A 17643-nucleotide genomic window follows, 5' to 3' on the forward strand; every position below is an offset into this window, starting at 1 on the left:
ATGGGTTAATCAGCTAAATGTTGTTTAATGCTCTCGATAGTAAGGCTGTCTGAAACAAGGGGATTAGGACAAAAGTCCGCATGGAGTGTAAATAAGCTGATTATTCCTATCCAGAACAATTCAGTGCTTTGGATAGGGAATGCCTAACGTGAGGCATGAGTGTGACTCATTAGCTCAATAAGAACTTAAAAAGCCGCTCTTAGAACAGAGCGGCTTTTTTATGTTGGACTAATTCCTTAGTTAAATCTTGTAGCTAATGCCAAACTTCAGCGTTCTCGGTTTACCCACATTCACCTCTCCATTTTCACCGCCACCTAAGTAGTCGGCATCGAATAGGTTCTCGATTTTCAATCTTAGCTGCAGGTCGTTTCCGGCCACAGGTAATATATAGCTGATGCCAGTGTCGATACGGGTGTAGGCGGATTTTTCGAAGGTGTTATCGGCGTCGCCGAAACGGGCTCCTTCGTAGAAGGCACCTAAGTTGAAGGCGGCGCGATCTGTGATCGAGTATTTGGCCCAGATAGAGGCTGTCCACTCGGGGACGTCTTCGGGGCGGTTACCCTGAAACTCATCTTGGGTTTCATATTCAGCATCAAGATACATGAGTGAGGTGATCAATGATAAGTCATCGTTGATCTGGCCGATAGCGCCTAACTCGAAGCCCTTGTGACGCTGAACGCCGCCTTGGGTGGTGATAGGGTCATCGGATGTACCTTGGTTGACTATGATGTTGCTGCGTTTGATATCAAATAGGGCGGCGTTGAGGCGAAGTTTGCCCGATAGCAGTTCCCACTTAGTGCCTAGCTCATACATCTCGCCCTTGATTGGATCTAGCTCCATGCCATCGTTGGCATCTTCATCATCCATTACTCGGCCCTGTGGCTCGAAGCTCTCGCTGTAATTGGCGTAGATAGAGGCATAATTTGTAGGGTGGTAGATGATCCCAAACTTAGGCAGTACCGACTGACTGTCTGCATTGGTTTTTTCCTGCTTGTCGTAACGTACGCCCAGGAGCAGCTGCCACTGATCGTTGAAGGTGATCAAGTCTTGGGCGAATACACCATAGTATTTGTAATTCTCTGTTTCTGACTTGCCGTCGGCGTAGTCCAGATCGGGCTGAGGCACTATGATGCCTGTATCGATATTACCAGAGTCCATCTTACCTTTGACTTTCAGTGAGCTGTACTCGTGCTTGAGATAGTTACCACCGACCAGCAGGTCATGCTGCATGCCGCCAACTTCTATGGTGCCGACTAAGTCAAAATAGGAGGACTCTTGCTGCCAATCTTCCAGCTTGTTATAGGGTTTGTTCTTGTAGCTGCCGGTATCAGGATCGTAGCTGCTAGTTTGCGGCTTGCTTTCCCAACGCTCACGCTCGTTATGTTGTTTGTTATAGCCCGCATCTATATTCCAGTCGTCGCTTAACTGGTAGCTGATGTCGGCGCCATAGTTCTCGCTCTGAGCATCGATCTTAGTCCAGGGCATATCCCAGATGGTTTCATCGCCGCCGATGACATTGCCTTGGTCATCGATAAGAGAACCGCTGTCCTGGCCTGCCACTTCGTCAGACGTGTCATAGTGTAGTGACAGGGTGAGATTGTCACCTATGTCGAAGTCTGTCATCAAGCTACCGACGAAGAAGTCACTCTCTTGTGCGCTGCCATCTTGGTATTCACGCCAGTTCTTGTTGTCTTGCTTCTCGACAATGGCGCGGTAACGTATGGTTTGTGCTTCATTTAAGCTGCCACCCGCATCGAGCATACCTCGCAGCGAGCCATTGTCATCACCTTTTACGCCGACTTCTAAAAATGAATCATAGGTTGGCTTCTTGGTCACCAGGTTAACCAGGCCGCCGGGAGTCGACTGACCATAAAGCAGACTGGATGGGCCTTTGAGGACTTCGATACTATCCACGAGTGCCATAGGTAAACGGTATTTTGAGAAGTGCTGGTGGCCATCTTTAAGCAGGTTAGTGCTCTCATCTAAGCTAAAGCCTCGCAGCCTAAATCTCTCTCTGTCTGTGGTGACACGGCCGATGGATACACTGGCGTCATTTCTCAGTGCATCGCCCAAGGTGAGGATCATCTGGTCATCCATGATCTCAGTTGGGATCACGGTCACCGACTGAGGGGTATCAAGCAGAGACACATCTGAGCGCATGGCGGCATGAGCCTGATCAGTTTTGTAGTGCTGCTGGCGACCAAAGACTGTGATCACCTCGATATCCTGACTGGCTTGGGCATTGCTGGCCACTATTGTCTTATCTGGAGTTTCACTGATTTGTGGGGCGGCGAATGCTGTTGAGTGAAGAATCGCGGTGATGACGGCAGAGATTAATTTAACTTGGGTCTTCATAGAGTAAGCCTAAATGACTCAAAGTGTGCGGTGCCTTTCCCTAGGCATCTGAGATAAAAAGTGATGGCCGTATCATGTTTTACGCGCAGTAATGAGATGTTTATGTGAATGTAAGATCAATTTCGCGGATGTTAATGCTAATCAATCTCACTATCAAGGGTTACAGTGTAAAGATGCAACTTGTTTAACTGTTATTGCTCGAGTTGTGAAATGTGTCACAAGTGTTTCAATTCCTGTTTATTGTTTCAGAAAGGATTATTAGTCAGTGGTTTCTAAACTAATGATGGCCAACTAAACGGGTATTAAGCATCAGATTACATGAAGTTAATTTGTCCCGGAAAGGTAAGCCAGTTACTTATGTGCATAGGAAAACTATTGCGTCTTTCCTGAACCCTAAGTCAGCGCTGGCATCATAGAGTCACCACTTCAGATTATACCTGAGATGTAGGCCGGATTGAGTGCGCGCTATCAGGCTTTGTGGGCAAGGCCATGGAGCGAATGAACGATGGCTATATCACCATTACAGACGATGAGATTTATGGGCTTTTGGGGCTACTTTATGACTCACAAGCTATTAAGCTTGAGCCATCGGCATTGGCGGTATGGTACCCGAAAATGAAATGGAGGCATATCTTCAGCGTGCTAAAGGGGTAAGTAGCGCTGCCAGCCTAAAACAGCCTGAGGGGAGGCTTTAGCTTATAGTCCTGGTAGATCTGAGCGACCCTACCCGATTGTGACATATTAAGCAGTACCTTGCTTAGTTTGGAATTGACCTTAGTATTGGCAGATAGCTTAGATAGACCGTAAAAAATACCGATATTTTGCTTATGCCTGTAGTGGGCGTAAGCATAATCGGTAAAGTGTATCTGTTTGAAGGCTGATTCGATGGAGTCTTTGTCGAGTACCACCATGACGTCGAAGCGATGGGCCGCAAACATGCTGGACATGTTTCTGTCATCGAGCAGTAATATTTTATGCAGCGCTTTATCATCATCGAATTTGGTAAAATAGGCGGTATCGCGTTTAATGCCTATTTCAAATTGATATAGGTCATGGTAGTCGTTAATCGTTTTCTCTTTGCCTTTCCTGACGAGAAAAACGATATCTTTCTGCCTGTGCCCAATCGGACCGAGAAAATCGATAAACTTCTCTCGTTGGCTTGTCTTAATCACTCTGGGTACCAGATCTACCTTACCATTTTTCAAGCCTTTCAAACTGCGGGCGAAGGGGGCTATACGCCACTCTATCTTGTAGCCAATGACGTCAGCGGCCTCATCCAACACATCTTTCAGTGGGCCTGCCGCTCGATTATTTTCGACTATCATCTCAGGGGGCCTATGCCTGAAATCTGCGTGTAACATTTTCTCTTCTGCAGAGACAAGAGTGGAGATACTCAAGAGTATTAAACAGCATATAAATCTGATCATTACTTCTCCTGTAACTCATAAAAAAGAGAATTGACACAGTTAGTTGTGACTTAAAAACGATAATATGTAATTCAGTGATTGCAGAGCATGCCGCAGAAGGACATTAGCTGATACTTAATTACCGTATGCTGTACCTATACTGGTTAGTTAACATCAGTGCTACCCCCTAAAAGTATAAATATGCTTATTAATCTGCTGCATGCCTGATAAATAATCAAGCTCCGAGTGAAAAATAAACAAGCTTGACCCTTGCCGGTGAATAGCGATAATGATGCACCTCGTTTCACCTCCAATATATTACCGATAAATGCGCCTCGATAAATTCCTCTGCAAGAGTACTGATTTCACCCGTGCCGAATCAACTGACTTGATTGAGACCGGGAAGGTGCGGGTGAACGGGCTTGTTATTGTCACGCCCCAGACGCAAGTACATGAAAACAACAACATCATGTTAGCCGGACAGCGCCTGATTGCCAGGCCTTCGCGCTATATCATGCTGCATAAGCCAATCAATACCCTTTGTTCCAACGTCGATGGCGACTATCCCTCGGTAATGAAATATATCCACGTGGACAGGGCCGAGGACCTGCATATCACAGGCAGGCTCGATGCCGATACTACAGGCCTCTTGCTGCTCACTGATGATGGACGTTGGTCGTTTAACATCATCAACCCTAAGTATCACTGTGAGAAAACTTATCGGGTGACTCTGCGAGATCCTATCGAAGATGGGGGTATCGATGAGCTGGTATCCAGATTCGAAGAAGGACTGCAGCTGCAGGGCGAAAAATCTCTGACGCTACCCGCTAAACTTGAGGTTATTGCGTCGCATCAGGTACTGCTAACTCTTTGTGAGGGACGCTATCACCAGGTAAAACGTATGTTCTTTACCGTGGGAAATCGTGTGGTCGGCTTACATCGACTGCAGGTGGGGAAATTGATCTTAGATATAGAACTTGGTGAGTGGCGATACCTGACAGAAGATGAAGTCAGTGGGTTTAATTGCTATGAGTCGGTTATTTGATTTTAGTTTTGTGCTTTAGAGTTGGACTCATTGGTGGCTGGAAAGGCGATATCTGAGTGGAAAGTGAACCTTAGATGTTAGCCCGAGTCATCAGCTATAGATGCTAACCATAAAGATGAGAAAAAACCAAAACAGCGAGCTTAAGCTCGCTGTTTTGGTTTTGATTCAAGTATCAGCTAGTCTCTCTGTTTAGTGTGAGATCGACTATTACTTCTCTGGCTATTACTTTTGTGATTAGCATTTTTTTGATGATGTGTCTTAGCGTTAGACGGGCCAGAGCTTCTCATCTGAGTTGGCTTATGACTCGCCTTCGTTTGAACCTGGTTGTAGTGTGATGGCTTGTTCTGTTGTGAGCTATTGTGCGCCTTGTGAGTTGGCTTCTGACTCGACCTCGTTTGAGCCCGGTTGTAATGTGACGGCTTGCTTGATGCTTGTTTCAATCTTTGCTGTGTTTGAGTGCGATCTTGATGATTGCTTACCTTGTGCTTATTCACTGAGCGGTCACTGACCTGCATGTTTCTCTTGTGGTGCATCTGGTTGGCAAACTTCTGCTCCCTCTGTTTCGCTATCTGTTTGTTGTAATGGCTTAGGTTATTCACGCTTGTTGAGCGTGTAGTATGTATAGACTTTGAGTGAAGCTTATTGCTCGTGCTCGCATGTTTGATTGCGTGACGATCGGCTTGACGTACCTGTTTGCTATAAAGCGTGCTCGGACGATGGCTCTTGTATCTATGTTTCACTGCTGGGCTGCGATAAGCGACGCCGCGGCGATGTGCAGGTTTATGGTGCCATCTCTGTGCACCATGGCTGGTTACTATACGGCCATGGTGACGATAGTGACGGGCATTGTTATGGTGAACGACCACCACATGACGCTTGTTCCAATGGAAGGCGCTAAAATAGTAGTTAAAAGAGATATGAACGCCACTGTTCCAGTAAAAATGACCATAGGGTGGACGTACATAATAAGGATAGGGTGCCCAATATACAGGCGGGTAGTTATACCAGGCCCAATGACCATAGACGACTCTAGGATCGTAATAGGGCACGTAGACTATCTCTTTTTGGATTGGCTCTATGATGATCTGGTTATCGACACGGCTTACCGACATATTTTCCATCTCGGCTAAGCTATCTGCTTTATCTGCCTGATGTCTTAGTGTCTGAATGCTGGCGAGCATCCTCTCTTCATCTTGCAAAAAGGCATCGCCTAAATCTTGTGTCCACTCTAAATCCTCACTGAGTTTGTCGAGTACGGTAGGAAAAGCAAGCAGGGCGGTGACACTGGGGTCCCACTCTTCATCTTCGGCCTTCTCCATCAATTGCTCTGTAGGGAGTAGTTTGTTTTTGCTCTGTAAGCGTTTAGCCTGCACGATTTCCAGTGGGTAGGTCGATGCGATAAGAATATGAGTCAGCAGGCTATCCGGATACAGGGCGATAGGCGCGAGCATCTGCGCTAGCTCGGCTTCACTAAAGCTGGTCTCTTGTCCGCTGGACTCGGCTTGTGCTTTTGAAAGGGGGGTAAATAGCGTAAGAGTGAGAATCATACACAGGGTTATGAGCCCCCCGGTTCGATTCTGTCGAGTGTGAATCTTCATATCGTCTCCAAACACCTATTTTGATTGTGTATCGATTATAAAGAGGCGAAGATGAACGTAAGCTGAAAGTGATGATTGTTCGATAGGATGAGTCCAAATGGATGTTGATGCTGCAAAAAAATACCTGCTAAATAAACCTGAAACGGTACTGGATTTCCCCTTTGGCGCCGATGTTTATGTGTTTAAGGTGAAGAGGAAAATGTTTGCCACCTTGGCCATTGGCAAGATGGGTAAAGGTGATGACTCTAATAATGACTCAGGTAATAAGCATTGGTGGATGAACCTAAAGTGCGACCCGGATGAAGCCGCAATATTGAGGGATATCTTTCCCGCCGTTATTCCCGGTTACCACATGAACAAGGCGCTGTGGAATACCATTATTCTGGACGGCTCAATCCCGGCGGGTGAGATCGAGCGAATGATCGATAACTCATTTCAGCTGGTGGTGGATAAGATGACCAAGAAAGATCAGGTCTCAATATTACTTCACTTATAAACTAGAAAGGGTTAGTGAGCCTGCAGCTTGCAAGCTCATTGGATGTCAGTAATTTATAGAGTCACGCGGCTGCCATCGTATAGGCCACGGATTAATGTGTCTTGGCCTTCATTTGGGGTGATTAACAGCAGCTCGCCGGATTGGCCATTCTTGATGCTCGAATCGACCGCTAATACCTTGTTGTTAAATAAGCCTAACACTCTAGTCTGTGAGGTGTGGCCGACGACGATATGTTTCACATCGAAATAAGCCAATACCCTATTGATTTCACTCTCTTGGTAATCATCTTCGAAATAGCCTCTGAACCAAGTCGGGCCGTTGCCTAAAAACAGGAAGTTTAATAGGTCATCACTTTTTAACTCAGGCTTACTCTTATCGATATTGGCGCGGTACACTTGGTTAGCTTTGTCTAAAGTCAGCTCTCTGTCGACCCACTCACCACTGATCCCGCCATGGAGAAACAAGCTATCGTTTATCTTGACTATGGTGTGCTTACTGCGCAGCCACTGACCGATTTCACTGCTACTGTCATAGAGCTCATCGTAGCTGCGTTCCAGTAGCTTTTCTGCGGTTTGATAGCGCTCGTTAACGTATCTTAAGTCACCGCGCATCACCATCTGCTCATGGTTACCCATTAACAAATGAAGCTTACCGCCGGCATCACTGGCCTGTTTATCTAGCTTATACATAAACCAGAGGACTTCGTTGACCTGATGACCACGGTCGAACATATCCCCGGTCATCACCATATGACCGGTACCGTAGACCCAGTTATTATGCTCATCGATTATCTTCTGATTTTTAAGCAGTGTGATAAGTACATCGTATTGGCCATGAACGTCACTCAGAGCGACGATTTTGCTGACATTAGTATAAGTGTTGGCAGCGATCTCTTTAGCCTTAGGGTTGAGTTTTGGCTCGGGTAACTTGCCACATTCATTAGGGCGTTTGAGTTCATTGTTGATGACTCGTGTTGCCTGAAGTTCGCTGGCACAGATCCAGTAGGCTTGCTGAGACTGCTGTGTTTTCGTCTGTTCGAACAGATAGGGGCCGTCGTAGAGAGGATCCTGTGCTGAGGTTTGTTGCTTTTCAACCGCGCCGACAAAGCCGATATGACAGATTAATAACAAGCTCATAGCTGCAAATTTTTTGGTTTTTTTCAATGTTATCTCACTCTTTATTATTCTTATTTGATAGTCAGAGTCATGAAGTTCTCTGATTTGTCGATTTACCAGTTTTGTTGTTTACCAACCGATAAGGTAACGGCTACGTTTATTGAGCAGTTTTTTTATCGTGACTGCAACAGCGTATGAGATGATGACTATGCCTAAGGTAACCAGAAGCGTGGTAAAAATATTGCCTTGTCCCTGAAGATTAAAAATGTCCGGGCTGTCATAGAGCATCCACCAAGGTGTGGTTATCCACGGATGGATAAAGTAGATGGCAAAGCTAACCTCTGCGAGCTTTTGCAGTGGTTTGATGCTGATATGCTCGAACTTGTTGAGAATGGCCAGTAACACTAAAGTTAATAGCATTTTTTGTGGCAACATAAGATCTGGAACCGTTATTTCAAAGGCCGGCTTGTTTAGCGTCCCCGCACCCAAAAAGTAGGCTTGCCCCACGGCTAAACCGATGGCTGCAATAAGCATGGGGATCCAAAATTTTCCGATAAAAGGGAACAGGCTATCCCTGTGCTCAGAGCTCCAGACACCGAAAAGGTAGACAGGAAGAAAATAGAACAGAGACTGAATGGCGTTGAGGTTCGACTCGGGTCTATGGATTAGCATGGCGATGATAAAGAGGGGGATGGCATAATGCATCAGGTGTTGTTTCTTCAGAAGATGCATCACCCAAGGTGATAGTGCAAACAGCATCATGCCCATGGGGATATACCAGTATGCGGTGAGCGTTCGACCTGTTATCACATACCAACTGGCAATTTCAGCTGGGTTAGTGAGCTGGGTATAGTTGAGATGCATAAGCGGATCTGTCCCCGCCGTGATATGCCAAATAATCCAAGGTAATGACAAAAACAGGTAGGGCAGAAAAACAAACTTGGTCTTATTTTTCATGTATTTCTTATAATCCAGTCTATGGGAGAATACATGGTGAAATAGGAAGCCTGAGATAAACACGAAGAAGACGGTGCCGTTCATCATCAAGTTAAACCAAGCTTTGTCGGCTAAGGTTTCTACTTGCCAGCCTGCGGGTCTATAGCAATGGGCCATCACAATAAAGATGATAGCGATACCACGGAAATGGTTGATGCTGTTGAGAAATGCTTTCTTTGGCGGATTAACTTTTTCGATTTCGCTATTTTTCGCGGCGACGACTTGATTCACACTGCATCCCTTCTCGTATTCACTGCCCGGCAACATACTAGCATTATCTTTAACAGAGCATCTAGGCATGAAGAGGCCAAACATAGAGAAAAGATATAGAAGAGATAGAGAATAGAGATAAAAACGAGGTTACTGATTTTTGGTTCGTCATATTTAATAATCAGGATTTTTTTGTGCGTGGATAGACCTGATTGAATAGCCAGCCTGCAACTGTACCCGTTACAGACTGACCGTTTTACTTCCTTGAATCTATTTTATCGCTGAATTATTAATTCTCCGCCTTCATGGCGTCTATTTTGTCGCCATGTAGGTGACCCTGAGAAGTGATAACCCGTAGTTTTATTAATTCTCCGCGTTCATGGCATCTATTTTGTCGCCATGTAGGTGACCCTGAGAAGTGATAACCCGTAGTTTTATTAATTCTCCGCGTTCATGGCATCAATCTTATCGCCATGTAGATGCCCCTGAGAAGTGACAACCCATAGTTTTATTAATTCTCCGCGTTCATGGCATCAATCTTATCGCCTATGGGCCCTGAGAAATTATACCCATCATACTTATCCCAGTTGATTGACCAGGTCATCACGCCCCCAAAGTTGGGGAAGTGTTGACTCGGTACTATGCTGCCACAAGCGATGCCTTTGGTGATGCAGTCCAGTGCATCTATGATGTTCTGTGTCGGCGCCTGACCCGAGTTAGCTGAAGCGGGTCCAGATGGCAAACCTATGGCCACTTGGTCGTCTCGCAGAGGCAAGAATTGAGAGCCGTCGGCGAGTTTGAACCCTTCGACTAACATCTTGACCGAGGCCACCATCATGTTTACCGAGCCTTCTGGCGCTGCACTACTCATGTAAGGATTGGCAAGTCCACCATTGTTATAGAGCTGAACGTGAAGCAAGTCTAAGGTATCTCTTAGCTCGTTGATGAGTGGGATATAAGCCCCCCAAATCCCCGAGTAGGCAACCATGCCACCCTGAACATAGGGATGCTCTGGTGCCATGGTTAGATACATGTCACCGCCCATATTGATTTCAATCTGCTTCAGAGCCCTAGGTAATCTGGCCTGGATCTGGGTGCCGTGGAGCAGGTTGGAACCACTCTCGAGATCGATATCTAAACCATCGAAGCCCCACTCGGCAATAATCTCAGTCAGGCTGGAGACGAAGTTGGCTTCATCGGCATCGGTATTGAGGGTGATATTACCTTCGGCCCCACCTAAGGACAGCACGATTCTCTTACCTTGTGCCTGAAGCGCCGCCATGTCTTGCTTAAATTCGCTGGCATCGAGGGCTGGACAGGTAGAGTGAATATCACCACTGAACAGATTGAAGTGCACAGTGCCGTTTGAGTTTCTATCGTTATCGGCAAAGGCGATATCGATAACATCCCATTTCGATGAGATCTCTTTGAGCGGCATAGGACAGCCTGCCGGGTTCACAAAGTCATGCCAGTAGCCAATCAACTTATGAGTTTGACCGACCGGTGCACCGATGACATTGATGCTGAGTGCCGAGCTTGTGATGCTATTACCTTGGGAGTCTGTGGCCTTGGCGGTAATGGTGTAACTTCCCATTGATCCCGGCGTCCAGCTCGCCGTGTAGGGCTCGTTGCTATCACTGGAAAGCGCCGCGCCGTTAACCATAAATTCGATAGCTGTTATCTCACCCACCACGGAAGAGGCGGTTGCGGTAAAGTTGACGGTTTTGCCCAGTGTGACTGTGCCGCTTGTATTTGTGGCGCTGATACTGGCGACAATGGGCTCGTTACTGACTGTGACTAACAAGGTCTCTTCGGCCGTATTAGCTTCGTTGTCAGTGGCAACGGCTTTGAGCTGAATGTCACCTGTGTTTGTTGCAGTCCAGCTGACCGAGTAGGGCGCCGTGGTATCGACACCTAAACTAGCGCCTGCTGCGAAGAATTCCACTTGGGTGACATTACCATCACTATCGCTGGCATCGACCTTGAAATCGACACTGGTATTAGCCAGTACCACGGCATTAGCCGCAGGTGAGGTGATGGTCATTTCAGGCACTATGGCGCAGATACCCAGATCGCTCCAGGCATCGCCCCAGTGCTCACCTACGCCAGGCTCATAGGCCCAGGCGGCATTTGATGAACACCAACCGGCAATATCACAGCGATACTTATGATTGATGTTTTCGACTTCGTTGCCACTCTGATAACTCTTGCCTGCGACAAATGCAGGCACGCCAGCACAAGCTCCACCGACTTGACCGCTACTGACATTGACCTGAACCGAGCTGCTGAAGGTCTGGGCTCCATCATTGTCTGTGGCCTTGACCTTGAAACTGTGGAGCCCCTCTGTTGCGGTCCAACTATGTTCAAATGGTGCGCTGGCAACAGTTGCAAGTAAGGCATCATCGAGATAAAAGTCGACCTGAGTGATCGCGCCATCACTATCGGCTGCATCGGCTGTGAGTAAGGTGATATCACCGACGGTTATCTGTGAATCGGCTGTGGGGCTGGTTTGTGTGACACTTGGCGGAACATTACCGCCTACTGAGGCCACGCTGATATTGACTATGGCAGTTGCATTGGCACCAAGATCGTCAGTGGCTATGGCTTTAATCTCGTGATTGCCTGTGCTGGCTGTCCAGCTATGATCATAAGGAGCCTGACTAGCGCTGCCTATCGACACACCGTCCACCAGATACTCGACACTGGCGACGGTGCCATCGCTATCACTGGCATTAACGCCAATGACAACGTTGTCATTTTCGCTGAAAGAAGCGTTATTTAACGGAGAGGTAAGTGATACCTGAGGTGGGGTGTTTGTCGAGCCGCCATTACAAGCCCCTAAGTTACTCCATTCCTGATAGGGGCCGGACCTTGCCTCTGGGTCATTACCTTTTGTCCACCAGTTAGCCGAGTAAGCGATATCCAGATGTTGAACTTGAGCGCCGCCACTATAGGCTTGATCGCCATTCCAAATAACTAAGCTATTACAATCAACTGCCTGACTGACGCCGGGAAGTAGCAGGCTCGAAGCAAATATACTGCGGTATAAAAGAGGTTTAAGGCGAAACGCGCCCAGGGGTGATATGTGGTTTTTCATAATGCATTCCTGATGTTGTTTTTGTTTTCATCACGAAATGTAGCCATAGGCCAACTGCCATGTCGTATGCGTTACTCTGATTACTTATCCAACTGTCCGTTTATTCTTATTTCGAAGTGATAGGGTAAATTCACTTAGATGATGAGTCTTTCCTTAACTCTTAATTCAACTTAAAGTGTTTTAGGGATGAATGTAAAGTGGCTATTTACTAATCGATATAAATAATTAAGGAAGATACATGAATAAATGTGCATTATTGCCGGTGTTTTTGGCGAGCTTTATATTTCACATTCAAACCGTTCTCGCACAGGAATTTACTCAGGTTGCATCACTAAAAGTCACGACCTTATCAACCATGCTTGCCAGTCGTGGCATAGGTGAGTGGGGTTATGCTGCGCTTATTGAAGTTGATGGCAAGAAGATCTTGTTTGATACCGGTAACCGTCCGGAGACTGTGCTGCAAAATGCCAAAGATTTGGATATTGATCTGTCCGATGTAGAAGATGTCATTTTAAGCCATAACCATGGCGATCACACTGGTGGGTTAATTTATCTCAGAGAAGCGCTACGCAAACAAAACCCTAAAGCCTTAAGCCGGGTTCATGTCGGTAAAGGCATATTCAGTGAGCGTGCCAATAGTAAAAATAGCATTTGGCAGACCCGGGATAAACTGATCGCCTTGGGCAGTGAGTTTATTGTTTATGATGAGCCGACTGAGATATTTCCTGGAGTTTGGTTAACAGGACAAGTACCTAGGATACATGCTGAGAAAAACTGGAGTGGCAGAGGACAGATTGCCACACACTCAGGCTTGATTGAAGATAATATTCCAGAGGATTTGTCATTAGTCATAGATACAGATGACGGCTTCGTACTCGTTTCTGGCTGCGGGCACGCGGGAATAATTAATACTATGGAGCACATTACAGCCCATATCCACCCAGGTAAAATTACCACGGCGATAGGTGGCTTTCACTTGGTGTCCGCTTCGGATGAGCATTTAGCCTGGACTGCTAAAAAGCTGCAAGGTTTCGGGCTAGAGCAGATGATTGGTGCACATTGCACTGGTATCGATGCGCTTTATACCCTTCGCGGACACCTCAATTCAGATAGAAAGCACATGGTGGTGGGCTCAGTGGGTGATGAATTTACATTAAAAAATGGCGTTAAAGCCGGTTTTATTGCCCATTAGTTGTGTGTTTGAAGTCGTACTTTCAATGTTACCTAACGCCTGTCAGGCGAGGGTTGTGCAGATGCTTCTGCGAGTCGACGTGAGTACAATCCCTGTAGTCTCTGCGGCAGCATCTGACCTACACGGACGTAGGGAATGCCGAAAAATGTATGGAACATTGTTGGCCATGCTGTCAACGGCCACAGCCGCATCTTATGTGGACTCCCCTGTGTCAACAACAAACAGGCACTCTTGAAGAAATAAATGCGAACTTATGTACGAGCTCTCAATTGAGTAGCGAACTCAGGCTCTATGATATTTACGCGAACTAGTTGATAATTCTACACTGCGAGCATCAAGACTCTTTGATGCGGGCTACCTTAACTGGCTGATTTCTAATCTTCGATTGTGCATTTTTGTTGTTTGAACGCTTTTTAAGCCGAAATTAACTCTGCTCTATACTCTGTATCCTGTGTGAGCATGGCGTAGGCGGTTCTGACCGTCTTATTGGCTAACGCCACTGCCGCACATTTTTACCCCGTCGCTCAACCAAGGCCTGGACCCAGCACTCCTTCGTCGTCTTGGCTTCTCTTTTGACCATTTGACTGACCGCTGACAATGCGCCAGTGATTAACTGGCTTCTGAGAATGCTATTTTTAACGTGTTTTCCTATGGACCCCAGTTTGACCTTTCCACCTGAAGAATACTGAATCGAGGTTAATCCAATACAGGCGGATGCATCTTTTCCTGTGGAAACGACACTAATATCAGCGCAACCTAATGCGATATAGAGATTAATCGCATTGAGAGTGCCCACCCCTTCAATTTTTAATGATTTTTGAGCCTCAGGATGAGTGACGAGTGATTTTTCCAAACACAGAGCATAAGTCGTGATGGATGTTACTACGGATAAATACTGTTGTCAGGCAGCTTCAAGTGCGGCTCGAAACTCAGAAGAGAAATCATTTTCAGCGTCTTCTAACGTGGATTCAATCACACCACGTAAGCCGCCATTTCTGCTTGACACCATAAGGTTAAACTCTGCCAACAACGAGGTGAGCTGGTTACTCATCGCGGTTTTTTGTTTGATAGCAAGTTCTCGTAATCTCATAATGGATTGCAGTTGTTGCTGCTCGACCGTTTTACCTGTGATGAAATTGACCTCGGGTAACAGTACGGCCTGAACAATCGCTAAAGCATCATTTTTGTCCGTTTTTTGATTTTGCTTGACGGCTGCGACTAACTTAGCAGAAATTAACTTAGCCTCATGACCAAATAATATTGCTTTTTGTTTCCAATAATTAGACATTCCACACGCTTCGAACACTATAGTTACGGGGGCTAAGTTGGCCAGCCAGTCGATAAATTCATTCGGTGTCATTTCAGTATTTGAGTGCACCTTGTTATTTGTGAAGACACAAACTTGAATTACATTTTTAGCCAGATCAACGCCAACAATAGTCCCTTTCATTTTAGACTCCGGAATCTCGTGAGAATTGAGATATAACGTAACTGATTAGAGAGTGGGGAGTCCAATTATCTACACTGGATGATTTACAAGATAAGTTATTTCTCCAATTTGGATTTTGTTGGTAAGCCTAAGCTTTAATTGGTAACACGTTAATACCCCAATAGCATGAATAGCATGAATAGCCAAAGAGCCTTTCTCTATCACCGCATGAGTTGCATTAGCTAAAGATAATACTCGTTTAGCGTACATATCTTGGCCAAAAAGTTCATTGATATGTTGGTAAATAAGATCTTGGTTAATCATGAGAGAGTGCTAGGTTACTTTTGGTCGGAGAAGGCTACCTCTACGCAGGCCACTTGTCACCAGTCGTTTTTATGAGGGGATGCCTAAGGATCAGCCCCTGCATTTTAGTTTCGCTATAATTAAATGAAATTTATACAATGGTTAAATTTTTTTGTATCTCATATTTATTTTAAGCGGTGTAATATGTACTAAATATAGTATTAAGGTGTTTTCAAACTAGGTAGTCGATGAATATGAATATTTGTATTGATGATAATCGCCACTTGCGTAAGTTTTTTTATCAGTATGCTGATTATCATACTGAGATTCTTTGCGATATTAGTGAACGTTTACCCAGTTTGTTAACGTTGCATAACGGTAAAATTAAGCCCGTAAAGTATGCAAAACATCACCAGTTGCAAGTGTTGGAATATAAGGTGGTTTTTGATGGATGTATGGCATGTCGAGTGGCTTTTACTGTTGATAAGCATACCATTAAGGTGATCTTTATTAGCGATATATTATTTAAAGCACAGTTTTGTAAGTTATTAGCCAAAACTGCTCTTCTTGATTAAAAAGAATAATGAGGTAGGCATGTCAAAATTACATATTGGTCAGGTTAAATCTTCATGCGAACGTTTTATGAAAACAATGCAATTGGGTGATGTCTTCGAAGTGTTGACGTTTAAAAAGGATCGTGGATTTCGAGTCGCTAAAAGTACGAATGATAAATTCAAAATAATGCAGTTTGGCTATATAGAGGAAGTTATTATAGGTGATATTGCCGAGGTTGGGAAAGTGATTAAAAAGGCATTTAAAGTCGAATTTCCTCGGAGCAATATGGTATGGATTTATCACCATAATAATGTTGAATCAACGAATGATATTGTTCCAGCCCCCAATATAGCTTGTTTTAACTATTTATGAATAAGATATATTTATTCTATCATTGTTCTTCGTGGTAAGCAGTAATAGGAAAAGTCGGGACAGCCATATCTTTTGTTGACCTGAACCGAGCTGCTGAAGGTCTGGGCTCCATCATTGTCTGTGGCCTTGACCTTGAAACTGTGGAGCCCCCTCTGTTGCGGTCCAACTATGTTCAAATGGTGCGCTGGCAACAGTTGCAAGTAAGGCATCATCGAGATAAAAGTCGACCTGAGTGATCGCGCCATCACTATCGGCTGCATCGGCTGTGAGTAAGGTGATATCACCGACGGTTATCTGTGAATCGGCTGTGGGGCTGGTTTGTGTGACACTTGGCGGAACATTACCGCCTACTGAGGCCACGCTGATATTGACTATGGCAGTGCATTGGCACCAAGATCGTCAGTGGCTATGGCTTTAATCTCGTGATTGCCTGTGCTGGCTGTCCAGCTATGATCATAAGGAGCCTGACTAGCGCTGCCTATCGACACACCGTCCACCAGATACTCGACACTGGCGACGGTGCCATCACAAGCTCCTAAGTTACTCCATTCCTGATAGGGCCGGATCTTGCCTCTGGGTCATTGCCTTTTGTCCACCAGTTAGCCGAGTAAGCGATATCCAGATGTTGAACTTGAGCGCCGCCACTATAGGCTTGATCGCCATTCCAAATAACTAAGCTATTATAATCAACTGCCTGACTGACGCCGGGAAGTAGCAGGCTCGAAGCAAATATACTGCGGTATAAAAGAGGTTTAAGGCGAAACGCGCCCAGGGGTGATATGTGGTTTTTCATAATGCATTCATTGCACTGGTATCGATGCGCTCTATACCCTACGTGATCATCTTCACTCGGATAGAAAGCATATGGTAGTGGGCTCAGTGGGTGATGAGTTCACATTAAAAGACGGCATAAAAGCTGGTTTTATTGCCCATTAGTCGTGTGTGAACTCTATTCTGGTCAAGTCCAACCGGACACCTTACTTTGTAATTTCTCATAGCTGATCGGTGTTAAATCCTCAAGCGTAGTATGCTGCCGTTCGTGGTTGTAATACCGGATATATTCTTCAACATCTAGCTTCATCGATTCGGGTTTTGTGAGTAACTCTAGTCTGGGTTTGTAACTCACTTCAGCCCCAAAATGAGTTAATGTAAACACTCAGGCACATTCTATCAACCTAATTTCCCCTACCAGAAGTTATCGGAAAATCGAGCACATTAGAATAAATTAATTTTGATTGATAAAGATAGTAAGTAGCACTGTCTGGGCAGGGATTTCTCATAGAGGCTTAAAATTTTTATTTAGCGGGTGTGGGGTAAAAATAAAGAATATTTAAACAACTCTTTTCTGAGGGTGAGATAACATTAGTGGAGAAGTGATTTCGTTAACTCAACTTGAGAGCTTATTCTCGACATTATCAAGTTGCACCGAGATAAACTTACAATAACTACTCGTTTTTCGCCATAGCGCCCCACC

At 45.4% G+C, this 17643-nt stretch carries 14 protein-coding genes and 3 pseudogenes; 5 read left to right on the forward strand and 12 right to left on the reverse strand.

Annotation, left to right across the window (positions count from 1 at the left end):
• Positions 1-240: 240 nt before the first annotated feature.
• Both FM037_RS07275 and FM037_RS07285 read right to left on the reverse strand, forming a co-directional pair.
• A complete protein-coding gene (locus FM037_RS07275; protein WP_144045453.1) occupies positions 241-2355 on the reverse strand; it encodes a TonB-dependent siderophore receptor in 2115 nt (704 codons plus the stop codon).
• Positions 2356-3023: 668 nt separating this feature from the next.
• The gene (locus tag FM037_RS07285) at positions 3024-3782 is read right to left on the reverse strand and encodes a substrate-binding periplasmic protein (RefSeq protein WP_144045454.1); all 759 of its coding nucleotides are present in this window, start codon (positions 3780-3782) and stop codon (positions 3024-3026) included.
• A gap of 307 nt (positions 3783-4089) precedes the next feature.
• On the opposite strand from FM037_RS07285, the gene FM037_RS07290 reads away from it, so the two are divergent.
• Positions 4090-4806 carry a pseudouridine synthase gene (locus FM037_RS07290; RefSeq protein WP_144045455.1) on the forward strand — a complete coding sequence of 239 codons (717 nt, stop codon included), beginning with the start codon at positions 4090-4092 and terminating at the stop codon, positions 4804-4806.
• A gap of 176 nt (positions 4807-4982) precedes the next feature.
• Here FM037_RS07290 and FM037_RS07295 read toward each other — a convergent pair whose 3' ends face one another.
• Positions 4983-6404 (reverse strand): DUF3300 domain-containing protein, encoded by a 1422-nt coding sequence (locus tag FM037_RS07295; RefSeq protein ID WP_229381110.1) that lies wholly within the window; start codon positions 6402-6404, stop codon positions 4983-4985.
• A gap of 97 nt (positions 6405-6501) precedes the next feature.
• Between FM037_RS07295 and FM037_RS07300 the strand changes: the two genes are divergently transcribed.
• Complete coding sequence (locus tag FM037_RS07300; protein WP_144045456.1) at positions 6502-6900, forward strand: MmcQ/YjbR family DNA-binding protein; 399 nt, start codon at positions 6502-6504, stop codon at positions 6898-6900.
• A gap of 53 nt (positions 6901-6953) precedes the next feature.
• Here the strand turns inward: FM037_RS07300 and FM037_RS07305 are convergent, their stop codons facing one another.
• The 3 genes from FM037_RS07305 to FM037_RS07315 form a co-directional block, all read right to left on the reverse strand.
• Positions 6954-8036 carry a metallophosphoesterase gene (locus FM037_RS07305; protein WP_144048874.1) on the reverse strand — a complete coding sequence of 361 codons (1083 nt, stop codon included), beginning with the start codon at positions 8034-8036 and terminating at the stop codon, positions 6954-6956.
• 108 nt (positions 8037-8144) lie between these two features.
• The gene (locus FM037_RS07310; RefSeq protein ID WP_229381111.1) at positions 8145-9311 is read right to left on the reverse strand and encodes an acyltransferase family protein; all 1167 of its coding nucleotides are present in this window, start codon (positions 9309-9311) and stop codon (positions 8145-8147) included.
• A 421-nt stretch (positions 9312-9732) separates the two neighbouring features.
• Positions 9733-12318 carry an Ig-like domain-containing protein gene (locus FM037_RS07315; protein ID WP_144045457.1) on the reverse strand — a complete coding sequence of 862 codons (2586 nt, stop codon included), beginning with the start codon at positions 12316-12318 and terminating at the stop codon, positions 9733-9735.
• A 238-nt stretch (positions 12319-12556) separates the two neighbouring features.
• Here FM037_RS07315 and FM037_RS07320 point away from each other — a divergent pair, with 238 nt between their 5' ends.
• Positions 12557-13510, forward strand: a complete 954-nt coding sequence (locus FM037_RS07320; RefSeq protein ID WP_144045458.1) for an MBL fold metallo-hydrolase — start codon at positions 12557-12559, stop codon at positions 13508-13510.
• Positions 13511-13923: 413 nt separating this feature from the next.
• Here the strand turns inward: FM037_RS07320 and FM037_RS07325 are convergent.
• Both FM037_RS07325 and FM037_RS07330 read right to left on the reverse strand, forming a co-directional pair.
• Positions 13924-14960, reverse strand: a pseudogene (locus FM037_RS07325) (IS110 family RNA-guided transposase).
• Positions 14961-15128: 168 nt separating this feature from the next.
• Positions 15129-15263 (reverse strand): annotated as a pseudogene (locus tag FM037_RS07330) (IS4-like element ISAs18 family transposase); the annotation flags it as partial.
• Between the two features lie 227 nt (positions 15264-15490).
• On the opposite strand from FM037_RS07330, the gene FM037_RS07335 reads away from it, so the two are divergent.
• Positions 15491-15817, forward strand: a complete 327-nt coding sequence (locus FM037_RS07335; protein WP_221937477.1) for a hypothetical protein — start codon at positions 15491-15493, stop codon at positions 15815-15817.
• 19 nt (positions 15818-15836) lie between these two features.
• On the forward strand, positions 15837-16169 hold the full coding sequence (locus tag FM037_RS07340) for a hypothetical protein (RefSeq protein ID WP_144045459.1): 333 nt from the start codon (positions 15837-15839) through the stop codon (positions 16167-16169).
• A gap of 111 nt (positions 16170-16280) precedes the next feature.
• On the opposite strand, the gene FM037_RS07345 is transcribed toward FM037_RS07340, so the two are convergent.
• The 4 genes and pseudogenes from FM037_RS07345 to FM037_RS30350 all read right to left on the reverse strand — a co-directional run.
• Positions 16281-16529, reverse strand: coding sequence for an Ig-like domain-containing protein (locus FM037_RS07345; protein ID WP_144045460.1), 249 nt, complete (start codon positions 16527-16529; stop codon positions 16281-16283).
• Between the two features lie 11 nt (positions 16530-16540).
• Positions 16541-16657: a hypothetical protein gene (locus FM037_RS28480; protein WP_185976975.1), complete on the reverse strand. Its 117-nt coding sequence runs from the start codon at positions 16655-16657 to the stop codon at positions 16541-16543.
• A 47-nt stretch (positions 16658-16704) separates the two neighbouring features.
• A complete protein-coding gene (locus tag FM037_RS28485; protein ID WP_152829253.1) occupies positions 16705-16962 on the reverse strand; it encodes a carbohydrate-binding protein in 258 nt (85 codons plus the stop codon).
• A gap of 165 nt (positions 16963-17127) precedes the next feature.
• Positions 17128-17256 (reverse strand): annotated as a pseudogene (locus tag FM037_RS30350) (IS3 family transposase); the annotation flags it as partial.
• Positions 17257-17643: the final 387 nt, after the last annotated feature.

The sequence above is a fragment of the Shewanella psychropiezotolerans genome, assembly GCF_007197555.1.
Taxonomy (GTDB): Bacteria; Pseudomonadota; Gammaproteobacteria; order Enterobacterales; family Shewanellaceae; genus Shewanella; species Shewanella psychropiezotolerans.

Bases quoted from the DNA above. Each gene is read 5' to 3' on its own strand.
- FM037_RS07305 (WP_144048874.1), bottom strand. From the start codon at position 8,036: ATGAGCTTGTTATTAATCTGTCATATCGGCTTTGTCGGCGCGGTTGAA.
- FM037_RS07340 (WP_144045459.1), top strand. From the start codon at position 15,837: ATGTCAAAATTACATATTGGTCAGGTTAAATCTTCATGCGAACGTTTT.
- FM037_RS28485 (WP_152829253.1), bottom strand. From the start codon at position 16,962: ATGAAAAACCACATATCACCCCTGGGCGCGTTTCGCCTTAAACCTCTT.
- FM037_RS07275 (WP_144045453.1), bottom strand. From the start codon at position 2,355: ATGAAGACCCAAGTTAAATTAATCTCTGCCGTCATCACCGCGATTCTT.
- FM037_RS07300 (WP_144045456.1), top strand. From the start codon at position 6,502: ATGGATGTTGATGCTGCAAAAAAATACCTGCTAAATAAACCTGAAACG.
- FM037_RS07290 (WP_144045455.1), top strand. From the start codon at position 4,090: ATGCGCCTCGATAAATTCCTCTGCAAGAGTACTGATTTCACCCGTGCC.
- FM037_RS07335 (WP_221937477.1), top strand. From the start codon at position 15,491: ATGAATATGAATATTTGTATTGATGATAATCGCCACTTGCGTAAGTTT.
- FM037_RS07320 (WP_144045458.1), top strand. From the start codon at position 12,557: ATGAATAAATGTGCATTATTGCCGGTGTTTTTGGCGAGCTTTATATTT.
- FM037_RS07295 (WP_229381110.1), bottom strand. From the start codon at position 6,404: ATGAAGATTCACACTCGACAGAATCGAACCGGGGGGCTCATAACCCTG.
- FM037_RS07285 (WP_144045454.1), bottom strand. From the start codon at position 3,782: ATGATCAGATTTATATGCTGTTTAATACTCTTGAGTATCTCCACTCTT.
- FM037_RS07310 (WP_229381111.1), bottom strand. From the start codon at position 9,311: ATGCCTAGATGCTCTGTTAAAGATAATGCTAGTATGTTGCCGGGCAGT.
- FM037_RS07315 (WP_144045457.1), bottom strand. From the start codon at position 12,318: ATGAAAAACCACATATCACCCCTGGGCGCGTTTCGCCTTAAACCTCTT.